Source organism: Pelistega sp. MC2, from assembly GCF_900099475.1.
Lineage (GTDB): Bacteria > Pseudomonadota > Gammaproteobacteria > Burkholderiales > Burkholderiaceae_B > Taylorella > Taylorella indica.
The window spans coordinates 320,424-336,299 of sequence record NZ_LT628276.1 but is presented as its reverse complement, the minus strand read 5'-3'; the positions used below and the strand labels follow the sequence as shown (position 1 = coordinate 336,299).

Here is a 15,876-nt window from a genome sequence, read left to right as displayed (position 1 = left end):
CTAGTAAGCATAAAAATACCCTCTAAGATTGCAACCTTAGAGGGTATTTAATACTAAGCACAAACCTTAAAAAACTAAGGTTGAATATGTTTAATTACTCTTCGTTATCTGATGAACTACTTGGCATTGTAAAGAAAGGAGCCATTGCACTTTCTAGTGAAACTGGCGCTGTTTCAGTACTATCCGCAAATGGGTTTTCTTGAGCACGTTGTGCTAAACGATCTTGCTGTTCAGCCTCTTCCTTAGCATGGCGAGCATTATGATATGACAAGCCAGTACCTGCAGGAATGAGTCGACCAACAATAACGTTTTCTTTTAGACCACGTAATTCATCGCGTTTACCCATAATGGCTGCCTCAGTCAAGACACGAGTTGTCTCTTGGAATGATGCTGCAGAAATGAATGAGTCAGTTGATAGAGAAGCTTTAGTAATACCTAATAAGATATTTTCATAAGTTGCTTCGCGTTTATCATCTGTGCGTACACGATCATTTTCATCAAGCATTGCAGAACGTTCAACTTGTTCACCAGGGATAAATGAGGTATCACCAGCATCAACAATATTCACGCGACGTAACATCTGACGAACAATCACTTCAATGTGTTTGTCATTGATCTTCACACCTTGTAAACGATAAACGTCTTGTACTTCATTCACAATGTATTGAGCTAACGCTTCAATACCTTTCAAGCGAAGAATATCATGTGGATCAGCTGGGCCGTCTACAATTAATTCACCTTGGTTAACCACTTGACCGTCATGAACTAAAACCTGTTTCTCTTTAGGAATCAACAATTCATGTGTTGTACCATCTACTTTAGTAATAACAAGACGTTGTTTACCTTTAGTATCTTTACCAAATGAAACAGTACCTGTAACATCAGCAAGAATACCTGCATCTTTCGGAGAACGTGCTTCAAATAACTCAACAACTCGTGGAAGACCACCGGTAATATCACGTGTTTTTTGTGATTCTTGAGGAATACGAGCAAGTACTTCACCTACATCTACTGCTTGTCCATCACGTACAGTAATCAATGCACCCACTGGGAATGTAATATTTACTGAATGTTCTGAACCAATAATCTTCACTTCTTCACCTTGTTCGTTTAGAAGCTTGATTTGTGGACGTAAAGCTGATTTACCTGAACGAGTCTTAGGTGTAATCACTACAAGTGTTGAAAGACCTGTCACTTCATCCACTTGTTTCGCAACAGTAACGCCCTCTTCGATATTTTCGAAACGAACAGCACCTTTGTACTCTGATACGATTGGACGAGTTAATGGGTCCCATGTCGCTAATTGAGCGCCAGCTTTAACTTGTTCACCATCACCTACAAGCACGGTTGCACCATAAGGGATTTTATGACGTTCACGTTCACGGTTTTGATCATCATATACAACAATCTCACCTGAACGAGAAATAGCAATACGCTCACCTTTAGCATTGGTTACATAGCGCATACTACCAGCGAACCCTACGTGACCAGCTGATTTTGTTTCTACAGCAGAAGCTAAAGACGCACGAGATGCCGCACCACCAATGTGGAACGTACGCATGGTTAGCTGTGTACCTGGTTCACCGATAGACTGAGCAGCGATCACACCAACGGCTTCACCAGTATTTACTAATGAGCCACGACCTAAATCACGGCCATAGCAATGTGCACATAGACCACGACGAGTTTCACACGTCAATGGAGTACGGATTTTCACTTCATCGATACCTAATTTATCAATGAGTTCCACTTTATCTTCATCAAGTAATGTACCAGCGAAAATCACTGTTTCTTGGGTATCTGGATTAACAACATCTGTAGCAGTTACACGACCTAATACACGATCACGTAATGGCTCGATTACCTCACCACCCTCAACTAAGGCTTTCATGACATAACCGTTAGATGTACCGCAATCTTGTTCAGTAATCACTAAGTCTTGAGTCACGTCAACTAGACGACGAGTTAAATAACCAGAGTTAGCTGTTTTTAACGCCGTATCAGCAAGACCTTTACGAGCACCGTGAGTTGAAATAAAGTACTGAAGTACGTTCAAACCTTCACGGAAGTTCGCTGTAATTGGCGTTTCAATGATAGAGCCGTCAGGTTTTGCCATTAGACCACGCATACCTGCTAACTGACGAATCTGAGCAACCGAACCACGGGCACCAGAGTCAGCCATCATATAAATAGAGTTAAATGACTCTTGACGAACTTCTTCACCAAAACGATTCACCACAGGCTCAGTTGATAGATGTTCCATCATCACTTTACCAACTTTATCACCTGCTTTACCCCAAATATCAACCACGTTATTGTAACGCTCTTGTGCTGTTACAAGACCTGATGAATATTGGTTATCAATCTCTTTTACTTCAGCACTGGCTTGAGCAAGAATTTCTTCTTTTGCCTTAGGAATCAACATATCGCCCATAGCAATTGAAATACCTGCTTTAGTCGCTAGGCGGAAACCTGATTGTAGTAATTTATCTGCAAAGATAACCGTATCACGTAAACCACAACGGCGGAAAGATTGGTTAATTAAGCGCGAAATTTCTTTTTTCTTCAATGGCTTATTCAACACACTGAATGGTAAGCCCTTAGGTAAAATTTCTGATAATAAGGCACGGCCAACAGTAGTTTCAACTCGTTTTAGGGTCGCTTTAAACTCACCATTTTCATCTTTTGCATACTCGTTTAAGCGTACGGTAATACGACTTTGTAGTCCCACTTCACCGCTATTGTAAGCACGCAACATCTCTTGGATATCCGCAAAGAACATACCTTCGCCTTTGCCATTGATACGTTCACGAGTAGTATAGTAAAGACCCAATACCGTATCTTGAGAAGGCACGATTGATGGCTCACCACTCGCAGGAAACAAGACGTTATTAGATGCTAGCATCAATGTACGAACTTCCATTTGTGCTTCTAATGATAGAGGCACATGAACAGCCATTTGGTCACCGTCGAAGTCGGCGTTGAATGCTGCACATACTAATGGGTGTAACTGAATTGCTTTACCTTCAATTAACTGCGGCTCAAATGCTTGAATACCTAAACGGTGCAATGTAGGCGCACGGTTAAGCATTACAGGGTGTTCACGAATGACTTCTTCTAGAATATCCCAAACGACTGGCTCTTGAGTTTCTACCATTTTCTTAGCCGCACGGAATGTTGATGCTAAGCCCATCGCTTTTAAGCGATTGAAGATAAATGGCTTGAATAACTCTAATGCCATTAATTTTGGTAACCCACATTGATGTAATTTCAATTGTGGACCCACAGTAATTACTGAACGACCAGAATAGTCAACACGTTTACCTAATAAGTTTTGACGGAAACGACCACCCTTACCTTTAATCATATCGGCAAGAGATTTCAATTGACGTTTATTAGGGCCAGTCATAGCTTTACCACGGCGACCATTGTCTAATAATGAGTCAACTGCTTCTTGAAGCATACGCTTTTCATTACGTAGAATAATTTCTGGTGCTTTTAGCTCAAGAAGACGTTTTAAACGATTATTACGGTTAATCACACGACGATATAAATCGTTTAGATCAGAAGTCGCAAAACGACCACCGTCTAGTGGCACTAATGGACGTAAGTCTGGAGGAAGTACTGGTAATACTTCCATAATCATCCATTCAGGTTTTAAACCTGATTTTTGGAAGCCTTCAATAACTTTTAAACGCTTAGAAATTTTCTTAACTTTAGCGTCCGATTTAGTCGTATCTAAAGAAGAACGTAATAATTCCGCTTCTTTATCAATATCAATAGTGCGTAATAATTCACGCACAGCCTCTGCACCCATAAGCGCAGTAAAGTCATCACCGTATTCATCAACTTTTGTGAAGTACTCATCGTCACTCATGATTTGACCACGTTTTAACGGAGTCATACCAGGGTCGATAACGCACCATGCTTCAAAATATAACACGCGTTCAATATCACGCAATGTCATATCAAGCACCATACCTAAGCGAGAAGGCAAGCTTTTTAAGAACCAAATATGTGCTACTGGACTAGCTAATTCAATATGACCCATACGTTCACGACGCACTTTGGTCACAGTAACTTCAACACCACATTTTTCACAAATAACACCACGGTGTTTTAAGCGCTTATATTTACCACACAAGCACTCATAGTCTTTGATTGGTCCAAAGATTTTTGCACAAAACAAGCCGTCGCGTTCAGGCTTAAATGTACGGTAGTTAATGGTTTCTGGTTTACGAACTTCACCATATGACCAAGAACGAATTTTGTCCGGAGAAGCGATGCCAATTTTAATGGCATCAAACTGTTCATCCGTTGAAATTTGTTTATAGAGGTTAATTAATCCATTCATTATTTTTTACCCTCCAATTCCATATCTAATGCTAAAGAGCGAATCTCTTTCACTAACACATTGAATGATTCAGGCATACCTGCATCAATCATATGATCGCCTTCAACAATGTTTTCATAAACTTTTGTACGGCCAGTAATGTCATCTGACTTCACGGTTAACATCTCTTGTAAGGTATAAGATGCACCATAAGCCTCAAGTGCCCATACCTCCATCTCACCGAAACGTTGACCACCAAACTGTGCTTTACCGCCTAATGGTTGCTGTGTTACTAGTGAGTAAGGTCCTGTAGAACGAGCATGCATTTTGTCATCAACTAAGTGATGTAGTTTCAAATAGTGCATGTAACCAATAGTCACTGGACGCTCAAATGGTTCACCTGTACGACCATCAATTAAGTAAGCTTGTGTGCGTGAATCTGTTAGATGTAAGCGTTCTTTCACATCTTCAGGATAAGCAATTTCAAGCATACGTGTAATTTCTTCTTCCGTAGCACCATCAAACACTGGTGTAGCAAAAGGAATACCTTTTGTTAAATTACGTGCCATAGCAAGCAATTTATCATCTGGAATATTAGCTAAGTTTTCGTGTTTACCGGTTGTATTGTAGACAGTTTCTAGGAATTTACGTACTTCTTTAATTTGAACATTACGCTCATCCGCTAACATATCTGCAAGACGCTGACCTACACCTTTAGCCGCCCAGCCTAAATGAACTTCTAATACTTGACCGATGTTCATACGTGAAGGTACGCCTAATGGATTCAATACGATATCTGCTGGAGTACCGTCAGCCATATGTGGCATATCTTCAACTGGAAGAATGCGAGAAACCACACCTTTATTACCGTGACGACCTGCCATTTTATCCCCAGGCTGTAAACGACGTTTAACAGCTAGGAATACTTTAACCATCTTACGTACACCAGGAGGTAACTCATCACCTTGTGTTAGTTTTTTGCGTTTTTCTTCAAAGTTTAATTCAAACTCATGACGTTTTTGTTCGATAGATTCTTTTGCTTGTTCAAGAACAATAGCAACATCCTCATCAGCAACACGAATATCAAACCAATGCCATGGTGTTACTTTTTCTAGATAATCTGCTGTGATAGTAGATCCTTTTGCTAATTGGTTAGGACCACCATTTACTTTTTTACCTAGCAATACTTTGTGTAAACGATCAAACATATCTGATTCCACAATAGCTAATTGTGAATTCAAATCTTGACGGTAACGACGTAGTTCTTCATCAATAATTGATTGCGCACGTTTATCACGCTCAACACCTTTACCAGTCAATACCTGTACGTCAATTACAGTACCCACCATGCCAGATGGAACTCGTAATGATGTATCTTTCACGTCAGACGCTTTTTCACCGAAAATTGCACGTAAAAGTTTTTCTTCTGGTGTTAATTGAGTTTCACCTTTAGGTGTCACTTTACCCACTAACACGTCATCCGCACGAACTTCGGCACCAATGTGAACGATGCCAGACTCATCTAAACGATTTAGTTGTGCTTCTGGTAAATTAGAAATATCACGTGTAATTTCTTCATCACCTAGCTTAGTTTCACGAGCAACAACGCTTAGTTCTTCAATATGAATAGATGTATAGCGATCGTCGGCCACAACTTTTTCGGAAATCAAAATAGAGTCCTCAAAGTTATAACCATTCCATGGCATAAACGCAATCAACATATTTTGACCTAATGCTAATTCGCCTAAGTCAGTTGAAGCACCATCTGCAAGTACATCCCCACGTTGAACATGATCACCAATATTCACGATAGGACGTTGGTTAATATTTGTATTTTGGTTAGAACGAGTGTATTTCGTTAAATTGTAAATATCTACACCAACTTCACCGCTCTTGTTCTCATCATCATTCACACGGATAACAACACGCTCCGCATCAACATAGTCAATGATACCGCCACGAACAGCTTGAACTGTTGTACCTGAGTCAACAGCTACCGTACGTTCAATACCTGTACCCACTAATGGTTTTTCAGGACGTAAACAAGGAACTGCTTGGCGTTGCATGTTGGCACCCATCAGTGCACGGTTCGCATCATCATGTTCAAGGAAAGGAATTAACGAAGCAGCCACTGAAACGATTTGCGATGGAGCAACATCCATATACTGAACTTTATCTGGAGACATTAGCATTGTCTCACCTGCTTCACGGCAAGCGATTAAGTCATCAACAAAATGACCTTTCTCATCTAATTCAGCATTCGCCTGAGCGATAACATATTTATTTTCTTCAATAGCTGATAAGTATTCAATAATTTCTGTTACTTTGCCATCATTCACTTTGCGATATGGTGTTTCTAGGAAACCATATTCATTTAGACGAGCAAATAACGCCATAGAGTTAATCAAACCAATGTTTGGACCCTCTGGAGTTTCAATAGGACATACACGACCATAATGTGTAGGGTGCACATCTCGCACCTCAAAGCCTGCACGCTCACGTGTCAAACCACCTTGACCCAATGCAGATACACGACGTTTATGAGTGATTTCTGATAATGGGTTTGTTTGATCCATGAATTGAGATAATTGGTTAGAACCAAAGAACTCTTTAATAGCCGCTGAAATTGGTTTAGAGTTAATCAAATCATTCGGTAATAAGTTATCTGATTCTGCTTGACCTAGACGATCTTTAACGGCACGCTCAACACGAACTAAACCTGCACGGAATTGGTTTTCTACTAACTCACCTACGCAGCGAACACGACGATTACCTAAGTGGTCAATATCGTCAATCTCTCCGCGACCGTTGCGCAATTCAACAAGCACTTTGATAGTATCTAAAATATCTTCGTCTGTTAAGGTTAATGGACCTTCTGGATTAGCACCACGACCTAAGCGACTATTGACTTTCATACGACCAACTGCCGATAAGTCATAGCTTTCTTCACTATAGAATAGGCGTTGGAATAAGGCTTCTACAGCTTCCTCGGTTGGAGGTTCACCTGGACGCATCATACGATAAATCGCTACTCGAGCAGCCATTTGATCCGCTGTATCGTCAGTACTTAAGGTAGCTGAAATATAAGCACCATGTTCTAATTCATTGGTATAGATAGTCTCAAATTTCTTAATGTCAGCTGCACGTAAGTTTGCTAATAATGCTTCTGTAATTTCAGCATTAGCCTGTGCTAAGACTTCACCAGATTCTGGATCCGTAATTGTCTTAGCAATCACACGACCTAATAAGAAATCATCAGGTACTGAAATTTTGTCTAATTTCGCATTAGAGATATCTCTGATGTTTTTAGCATTGATACGCTTATCTTTTTCTACAAGGACATTACCTTTCTTATCAGTAATATCAAAACGAGCGATTTCACCTTTCCAACGCTCAGGTACGAATGCCATAACAGCACCGTCTTCACGTAGCTCAAAGCTTTCAAAATCAAAGAATGTTGCTAGAATTTGGTCATTGTTTAAACCAATAGCTTTTAATAACGTAGTCACCGGCATCTTACGACGACGGTCAATACGGAAGTATAAGTAATCTTTTGGATCAAATTCAAAATCTAACCATGAACCACGGTAAGGAATCACGCGAGCAGAGAATAACAACTTGCTTGAGCTGTGATTTTTACCACGATCATGCTCAAAAAATACGCCTGGAGAACGATGTAACTGAGATACAATCACACGCTCAGTACCATTGATAATGAAAGAACCAGTATCAGTCATTAAGGGTAAATCACCCATATAAACTTCTTCTTCTTTCACTTCTTTAACCGTTGGCTTGCTAGCCTCACGATCAAGTAATTCTAAGCGAACTTTAGCGTATAGAGATGAATGATAAGTTAGACCGCGTAATTGACATTCTTTCACATCAAATACAGGGTCACGTAAAGTGTAACCAACGAACTCTAAGCGAGCTAATCCATTAGCACTTTCGATAGGGAAAATTGAATTAAAAGCAGCTTGTAAACCTTCATTTTTACGTTTTTGCGAACCAATATCTTGTTGCAAAAATGTACGGTATGAATGTAACTGCGTCTCTAACAGGTATGGGACATCCTGAACTTCTTCACGTTTAGCAAAGCTTTTACGGATACGTTTTATTTCTGTATACGAGTAAGGCATGAGCACTCCGACTCGAGAGGGTTGTAGATATTATGGTGATTCCATAATTCTATAGGGATTTACGACTTCAGAAAAAATCACTTTCTGACCCTTTATTAGGGGATTTTAGCTTAAATAAAATGTTTTTTTCGAAAGACGCAAAAACCCGAAGAGGGCAAAATTGCTCTCTCCGGGGGATTTCTAAGGAAGAATTATTTTAATTCTACTTTAGCACCAGCTTCTTCTAATTTTTTCTTAGCTTCTTCAGCTTCAGCTTTGCTTAGACCTTCTTTCAATGGTTTTGGAGCACCATCAACTAAGTCTTTAGCTTCTTTTAGACCTAAACCAGTGATTTCACGTACAACTTTAATTACGTTAACTTTAGAAGAACCAGCTTCAGCTAGAACTACTGTGAACTCTGTTTGTTCAGCAGCAGCGCCACCGCCTGCAGCAGCTGGACCAGCAGCAACTGCAACTGCAGCAGCTGATACACCAAATTTTTCTTCAAATGCTTTAACTAATTCGTTTAGTTCCATTACTGTTAATGAACCAACGGCTTCTAAAATGTCTTCTTTAGTAATAGCCATGCTATTAAACTCCTAAATATTGATAATCTAAATTTTTAAATTGAATAAAATCTGAAATTAAGCGGCTTCTTCGCCAGCTTTTTTCTCTGCCAAAGCAGCCAAACCACGCGCCAAGCTTGATAAAGGAGCTTGCATAACGAACAATAGTTTTGACAATAGTTCTTCGCGACTTGGGATAGAAGCTAATTCTGCTACTTTAGCACTATCTAAAAGTTCGCCGTTATAAGAACCTGCTTTCAAGACGATTTTATCTTCTTGCTTCGCGAATTGGTGCAATACTTTTGCTGCTGCAACTGCATCTTCAGATACAGCATAAACTAACGGACCAACCATGTGATCAGATAAGTTTGCAAAAGGAGTACCTTCAACTGCACGACGTGCTAATGTATTTTTAAGAACACGTAAATATACGCCTTCTTTACGAGCATTTACACGTAATTCAGTCATACTGGCAACACTAATACCGCGATACTCAGCTACAACCATAGTTTGAGCATTAGCAATTGCTTTACTAATCTCTTCTACCGTAGCTTTCTTGGTTTCAATATTGAGACTCAAGGTCTACCTCCGACTGTTAATAAGAGAAATACAAAATGTATTTCAACCAGCGCGGCAACCTAAAAAGACAGACAAGATAACTTGTTTATTTCTTATTCAGGACTACCGTCTGCGTAGGGCCGAAGCGGATTAAATCAATGATCCCTACGGTCTTGGACATCTACTTAAAAATTTAAGTAGCCCATTTTAAGTGGTGTAAGCTATAAAAGCCCACCACCTAAAGAATTAGTTTGTTGCTACTGAGCCTGTATCAACCTTAGCACCACCACCCATTGTAGATGATACGGCTAATTTACGTAAATACACACCTTTAGCAGCAGCAGGACGAGCTTTATTTAATGCATCAACTAAAGCAACTAAGTTTTCTTGTAGTTGTTCTACATTGAAAGAAGCACGACCGATAGTTGCGTGAATGATACCCGCTTTATCTGTACGGTATTGTACTTGACCTGCTTTTGCATTTTTTACTGCTGTTGCAACGTCAGGAGTCACTGTACCCACTTTAGGGTTAGGCATTAAACCACGTGGACCTAATACTGTACCTAATGTACCTACTACACGCATTGTATCTGGTGAAGCGATAACAATATCAAAATTGATATTACCAGCTTTAACTTGCTCAGCCAAATCTTCCATACCAACGATATCTGCACCAGCCGCTTTAGCTTGTTCAGCTTTTTCGCCTTGAGCAAATACAGCTACGCGTACTGTTTTACCTGTACCAGCTGGTAAAACAACAGAGCCACGTACTAATTGGTCAGATTTCTTAGGATCAATGCCTAATTGTACAGCTACATCGATAGATTCATCAAATTTAGCTGTAGCTGTTTCTTTTACCAAAGCTAATGCCTCTGTCACTGGGTATAATTTATTGCGATCAATTTTTGCTGCAATAGCTGCAGCGCGTTTAGATAATTTTGCCATAATTATACACCCTCAACAGTAATACCCATACTACGCGCACTACCTGCAATAGTACGTACAGCTGCATCTAAATCAGCTGCTGTTAAGTCTGGGGCTTTTGTTTTTGCAATTTCTTCTGCTTGAGCACGTGTTAATTTACCTACTTTATCTAAGTGAGGACGTGCAGAACCAGATTGAACGCCAGCAGCTTTCTTAATAAGAATAGTCGCTGGAGGTGTTTTCATAATGAACGTAAATGATTTATCTGCATAAGCAGTAATCACTACTGGAATTGGTAAACCAGGTTCCATGCCTTGTGTTTTAGCATTGAATGCTTTACAGAATTCCATAATGTTCAAACCACGTTGACCTAATGCAGGACCAATCGGTGGTGATGGATTTGCTTTACCAGCAGGTACTTGAAGCTTGATAAAGCCGACGATTTTTTTCGCCATTTTTTTGCTCCTTACGGGTTATACGCCAAAGGCTCCCCGGGGTTAATAAATCAGATCAAAAAAACAATATTAAACTGTTTTCTCAACCTGGCTAAAATCTAATTCTACAGGTGTACTACGACCAAAAATCATTACATTCACACGAACTTTATTTTTTTCGTAGTTAACTTCTTCAACAACACCATTGAAATCAGCGAATGGGCCTTCTTTAATACGCAAAGACTCACCCACTTCAAATAAAATTTTAGGACGTGGTTTCTCACCACCTTCCTGAATTTGAGATAACAAGCGATCAACTTCATGTTGTGGAATAGGTGTAGGTCGTGAATTTGGACCACCACCCAAAAAGCCTGTTACACGATTAGTATTCTTAACTAAGTGCCATGCTTCATCAGAGAATTCCATCTCAACTAATACATAGCCAGGAAAAATTCTACGTTCACTAACAGCTCGTGTACCACCACGGCTCTCTACAACTTCTTCTGTAGGCACAAGGATGCGACCAAAAGAATTTTGTAAACCTTGTTGTTCAATTCGCTCTAATAAAGAACTATGAACTTTTTTCTCCATACCAGAGAAAACGTGTACTACATACCAACGCATACTCATAAGCTGTCCTTAGTTCCAACCTAGAACGACGCCATACACAATCCAAGTAATTAATTTATCAATTATCCACAGTAAAATAGCCATTACTGCGACAAAAGCAAATACAATCCCTGTCATTTGGATAGTTTCTTTACGTGTTGGCCATACAACACGTTTTAGCTCAGCATATGATCCTGTTGCAAAGCCCAATATTCTCTTGCCAGTATCGCTTATTGCTAATAAAGCTATAGCCACTACTAGACCAACAAGAAACATCCCTAAGCGGGCATAAATACTATAATCAGTAAAAAATGAATAAGCAAAAATTCCAGCTACCAATACAACGATGGCTAGAATAACTTTAACTTTATCACCTGAATTAGAAACGGTTTCGACTTGGCTACTGTTTGACATATTTTTCTATGCGGATTGTTCCGCTTCTATTTGTGGCAGGGGCAGTAGGAATCGAACCTACAACCTTCGGTTTTGGAGACCGACGCTCTGCCAATTGAGCTATACCCCTATTGCTTTTCAAAAGCATCCGAGTAGTCTACACGACTACTCGGGATTTTACAACAATAATTTATAAAATAAATTATTTAGTGATTTTAGAAACCACACCGGCACCGACTGTACGGCCACCTTCACGGATCGCAAAGCGTAAACCTTCTTCCATCGCGATTGGCGCAATTAACTCAACATCCATCGCTACGTTATCGCCTGGCAATACCATCTCTTTATCCGCTGGTAACGTAATTGTACCTGTTACGTCTGTTGTACGGAAGTAGAACTGTGGACGGTAACCTTGGAAGAATGGGGTATGACGACCACCTTCTTCTTTCGATAAAATATACACTTCTGCTGAGAAGTTTGTATGTGGCTTGATTGAACCTGGTTTCGCTAACACTTGACCACGCTCTACGTCTTCACGTTTTGTACCACGTAGTAATAAACCAACGTTGTCACCCGCTTGACCTTCGTCAAGTAACTTACGGAACATCTCTACGCCTGTACATGTTGTTTTCGCTGTTTCACGAATACCAACAATTTCAATCTCTTCACCCACTTTAATGATACCACGCTCAATACGGCCTGTTACCACTGTACCACGACCTGAAATTGAGAAAACGTCCTCTACTGGCATCAAGAATGTACCATCCACTGCACGCTCTGGTGTTGGAATGTATGAGTCTAATGCTTCCGCTAGCGCTAAAATCGCTTGTTTACCTAATGGACCTTCGTCGCCTTCTAACGCTAATTTCGCAGAACCTTTAATGACTGGCGTATCATCACCTGGGAAGTCGTATTTTGATAACAACTCACGCACTTCCATTTCCACTAACTCTAATAACTCTTCATCATCTACCATGTCGGCTTTGTTTAAGAACACGATGATGTAAGGTACGCCTACTTGGCGTGATAATAGAATGTGCTCACGTGTTTGTGGCATTGGACCGTCAGCGGCTGAACATACTAAAATCGCTCCGTCCATTTGCGCTGCACCTGTAATCATGTTTTTTACATAGTCAGCGTGACCTGGGCAGTCTACGTGTGCATAGTGACGTGTCGCTGTTTCATACTCTACATGTGAAGTATTAATCGTAATACCACGTGCACGCTCTTCAGGTGCCGCATCAATCGCCGCATAGTCTTTCGCTTCACCACCGAACTCTTTCGATAAGACAGTAGTAATCGCTGCTGTTAATGTGGTTTTACCGTGGTCTACGTGACCAATTGTACCTACGTTTACGTGCGGTTTGGTACGTTCAAACTTTTCTTTTGCCATGACCCAAGACTCCTGAAAATGTCTTTGTGGAAATTAATGAATAATGAAAACTTGCTCTGGTGCCCATGGCGGGAATCGGACCCGCGACCTCTCCCTTACCAAGGGAGTGCTCTACCACTGAGCCACATGGGCAAGTTAATTTGGAGCGGGCGAAGGGAATCGAACCCTCGTCATCAGCTTGGAAGGCTGTTGCACTACCATTGTGCTACGCCCGCAAAATTCTAAGCCCTAATTTATTTATAAACTAAATATGAAAATTTACTTTAGGAAATAAACAAATTGGTGGTAGAGGTTGGATTCGAACCAACGTAGGCGCTAGCCAACAGATTTACAGTCTGCCCCCTTTAGCCACTCGGGCACTCTACCCCAAAGGAATTTGAGATTATGAACTGATTTCTATAGCTTGTCAAGAAGCTTGTAAGAAATCCTCATATATGGGATGCGAACAAAATTTTGTGTTGTATTTTTGTTGCAAGAATGAAATTTTATCAAATTTCACAAAAATTACAAGCCTTTTTAATAAACACTTCTCAATATTCTTTTAATTATTCTATTTTCATCTTTTTAAATAGTTTATTAGTTGTTTAAATGCCTAAAAAAATAACTTGTTTACGAATACCACTTGTCTCTAAACTTCCAGCCCACTTCTATAGACTTTATGTATATTGATAATCATTAATAAATCATAAAAATCATTTTGAGTATTTCCAAGTTTCAGCATGTGTTGTTCCCTACTACTTTTTACATCGGGTTAAGTAAATATGAGAACTTTATTTACCATATATCCCGATGTAAAAGCGATGAGAGAACAACAACGCCTATTCATCAAATACACTTGATAAACCCATTTTTTCTAGTAAAGAATTAATGTGTTCACTATTACTAAAGTCAATAATCAATTGTCCACTACCTTTTTTGCCCATTTTAAAACTAACAGTTGTGGCTAAATAATCAGATAAATTTTCTTGTAAACGATCTAAATCTCTATTAACAGCTTTCTTTTTATTAGTTGCTGGTTTAGCTTCTTCCCCAGCTAGAATTTTATTAACTAATTTCTCGGTTTCTCTAACCGATAATTGTTTTGCGTGAACTTGATTTGCCACGATAATTTGCTGAGCATTATCTAGGGATAATAATGCTCTAGCATGCCCCATATCAATATCGCCAGCATTAAGCATTGTTTGAACTGGAGCAGCTAGGTTTAATAAACGTAATAGATTAGTCGTTAATGACCGAGAACGACCAATTGCTTGGGCAGCTTTTTCATGGCTAAACTTAAATTCATCAATAAGCCTTTTAATTCCTCTTGCTTCTTCTAATGGATTTAAGTCCTCACGCTGCATATTTTCGATAAGCGCCATGATAGCAGCATTTTGATCGCTAACATCTTTGATTAATACGGGGACTTCTGTTAATCCAGCTAATTTTGCTGCTCTATAACGTCTCTCTCCAGCAATAATCTCATAGCGACCATTTGCAATAGGACGAACTAAAATAGGTTGCATTAACCCCTGTTCTTTAATGGAGTCTGCTAGCTCTATTAAAGCCGTTTCGTCCATATGGCTTCTAGGTTGATATTTACCTGCTTGTAACACATCCAATGCTAACTTACTTGTTTCAGCACTCGGCTTGTTTTGCAATGCATCAAAAACGTCCTTGTCCTCACCAAGTAGATTTTCCAAACCTCTTCCTAATCCTTTTTGAGGTTTTTTGGCTGTTGCAACTTTTTTAGCTACAGTTTTTGATGCTTTACTTGTTTTAGTTACGCTCATTGTTTTTTATCCATTGCTTTTACACGTTTAATAAGTTCAGCACCAAATGCTTCATAAGATTTAGCGCCACGCGAAGATTTATCATAAATAATGCCCGGTATTCCATGACTTGGAGCTTCGGCTAAACGAACATTTCTTGGAATAATAGTTTTATACACATTTTCTTTAAAATGTGCGACTAACTGTTCCGAAACCTGCTGCTGCAGAGTTATTCTAGGATCAAACATGACTCGAAGAATACCTATTTGAGTTAATTCTGGATTTATATTCTTATGCACTCGCTTAATTGTACTGACTAAGTCAGCCAAACCCTCAAGCGCAAAATACTCACATTGCATAGGAATAATTACACCATGTGCGGATCCAAGTCCATTTAATGTTAACAAGGATAATGTTGGCGGGCAATCGATAAGAATAAAATCATATTGCGAATCTACTAGTGCCAATGCATTTTTGAGTTGGTGCTCACGATTATCCAAATTAACTAAATCAATTTCAGCACCAGATAATTCTCTATTTCCAGGTAATACATCATAGTTTCCTGTTTCAGAGCGTACTCTCGCCTCTTCTACAGTTGCATGATTAATGAGAACTTGATAAATAGTCGCTTTAACAGTATTTTTATCAATACCACTCCCCATTGTTGCATTCCCTTGAGGATCAAGATCAATCAACAATACCTTTTTCTTATGTGCAGCTAAACTAGCTGCAAGATTAATCGCTGTGGTTGTTTTACCCACACCACCTTTTTGATTTGCAATACAAAAAATCTTAGCCAA

11 protein-coding genes and 4 tRNA genes are annotated in these 15,876 nt (G+C 39.6%); all 15 read right to left on the bottom strand.

Annotated features, from left to right (window positions below):
- Positions 1-94 precede the first annotated feature (94 nt).
- Complete coding sequence (rpoC, locus tag BQ4443_RS11905; protein ID WP_023953124.1) at positions 95-4,354, bottom strand: DNA-directed RNA polymerase subunit beta'; 4,260 nt, start codon at positions 4,352-4,354, stop codon at positions 95-97.
- Positions 4,354-8,469, bottom strand: coding sequence for a DNA-directed RNA polymerase subunit beta (rpoB, locus tag BQ4443_RS11900; protein ID WP_071059248.1), 4,116 nt, complete (start codon positions 8,467-8,469; stop codon positions 4,354-4,356). Before rpoB ends, rpoC begins: the two co-directional genes overlap by 1 nt.
- A 191-nt stretch (positions 8,470-8,660) precedes the next feature.
- Positions 8,661-9,035, bottom strand: coding sequence for a 50S ribosomal protein L7/L12 (gene rplL / locus BQ4443_RS11895; protein WP_023953122.1), 375 nt, complete (start codon positions 9,033-9,035; stop codon positions 8,661-8,663).
- 57 nt (positions 9,036-9,092) lie between these two features.
- Positions 9,093-9,593, bottom strand: a complete 501-nt coding sequence (gene rplJ / locus BQ4443_RS11890) for a 50S ribosomal protein L10 (RefSeq protein ID WP_023953120.1) — start codon at positions 9,591-9,593, stop codon at positions 9,093-9,095.
- A gap of 225 nt (positions 9,594-9,818) precedes the next feature.
- Positions 9,819-10,517, bottom strand: a complete 699-nt coding sequence (rplA, locus tag BQ4443_RS11885; RefSeq protein ID WP_023953118.1) for a 50S ribosomal protein L1 — start codon at positions 10,515-10,517, stop codon at positions 9,819-9,821.
- Between the two features lie 2 nt (positions 10,518-10,519).
- Positions 10,520-10,951: a 50S ribosomal protein L11 gene (gene rplK / locus BQ4443_RS11880; protein ID WP_023953116.1), complete on the bottom strand. Its 432-nt coding sequence runs from the start codon at positions 10,949-10,951 to the stop codon at positions 10,520-10,522.
- 69 nt (positions 10,952-11,020) lie between these two features.
- The gene (gene nusG, locus BQ4443_RS11875; RefSeq protein ID WP_023953114.1) at positions 11,021-11,560 is read right to left on the bottom strand and encodes a transcription termination/antitermination protein NusG; all 540 of its coding nucleotides are present in this window, start codon (positions 11,558-11,560) and stop codon (positions 11,021-11,023) included.
- A 9-nt stretch (positions 11,561-11,569) separates the two neighbouring features.
- Positions 11,570-11,953: a preprotein translocase subunit SecE gene (gene secE / locus BQ4443_RS11870; protein ID WP_023953112.1), complete on the bottom strand. Its 384-nt coding sequence runs from the start codon at positions 11,951-11,953 to the stop codon at positions 11,570-11,572.
- A gap of 33 nt (positions 11,954-11,986) precedes the next feature.
- Positions 11,987-12,062 (bottom strand) — tRNA-Trp (locus tag BQ4443_RS11865).
- A gap of 72 nt (positions 12,063-12,134) precedes the next feature.
- Entirely contained in the window at positions 12,135-13,325 is a 1,191-nt protein-coding gene (gene tuf, locus BQ4443_RS11860; protein ID WP_023950739.1) for an elongation factor Tu, read from the bottom strand.
- Between the two features lie 57 nt (positions 13,326-13,382).
- A tRNA-Thr gene (locus BQ4443_RS11855) sits at positions 13,383-13,457 on the bottom strand.
- A 9-nt stretch (positions 13,458-13,466) separates the two neighbouring features.
- Positions 13,467-13,540 (bottom strand) — tRNA-Gly (locus tag BQ4443_RS11850).
- 65 nt (positions 13,541-13,605) lie between these two features.
- A tRNA-Tyr gene (locus BQ4443_RS11845) sits at positions 13,606-13,691 on the bottom strand.
- 452 nt (positions 13,692-14,143) lie between these two features.
- Complete coding sequence (locus BQ4443_RS11840; RefSeq protein ID WP_071059246.1) at positions 14,144-15,097, bottom strand: ParB/RepB/Spo0J family partition protein; 954 nt, start codon at positions 15,095-15,097, stop codon at positions 14,144-14,146.
- Complete coding sequence (locus BQ4443_RS11835) at positions 15,094-15,876, bottom strand: ParA family protein (RefSeq protein ID WP_023953054.1); 783 nt, start codon at positions 15,874-15,876, stop codon at positions 15,094-15,096. Before BQ4443_RS11835 ends, BQ4443_RS11840 begins: the two co-directional genes overlap by 4 nt.

Excerpts from the sequence above, each read along its gene's own strand:
- rpoC (WP_023953124.1), bottom strand. The coding sequence starts at position 4,354 with ATGAATGGATTAATTAACCTCTATAAACAAATTTCAACGGATGAACAG.
- rpoB (WP_071059248.1), bottom strand. The coding sequence starts at position 8,469 with ATGCCTTACTCGTATACAGAAATAAAACGTATCCGTAAAAGCTTTGCT.
- rplL (WP_023953122.1), bottom strand. The coding sequence starts at position 9,035 with ATGGCTATTACTAAAGAAGACATTTTAGAAGCCGTTGGTTCATTAACA.
- rplA (WP_023953118.1), bottom strand. The coding sequence starts at position 10,517 with ATGGCAAAATTATCTAAACGCGCTGCAGCTATTGCAGCAAAAATTGAT.
- rplK (WP_023953116.1), bottom strand. The coding sequence starts at position 10,951 with ATGGCGAAAAAAATCGTCGGCTTTATCAAGCTTCAAGTACCTGCTGGT.
- nusG (WP_023953114.1), bottom strand. The coding sequence starts at position 11,560 with ATGAGTATGCGTTGGTATGTAGTACACGTTTTCTCTGGTATGGAGAAA.
- secE (WP_023953112.1), bottom strand. The coding sequence starts at position 11,953 with ATGTCAAACAGTAGCCAAGTCGAAACCGTTTCTAATTCAGGTGATAAA.
- tuf (WP_023950739.1), bottom strand. The coding sequence starts at position 13,325 with ATGGCAAAAGAAAAGTTTGAACGTACCAAACCGCACGTAAACGTAGGT.
- BQ4443_RS11840 (WP_071059246.1), bottom strand. The coding sequence starts at position 15,097 with ATGAGCGTAACTAAAACAAGTAAAGCATCAAAAACTGTAGCTAAAAAA.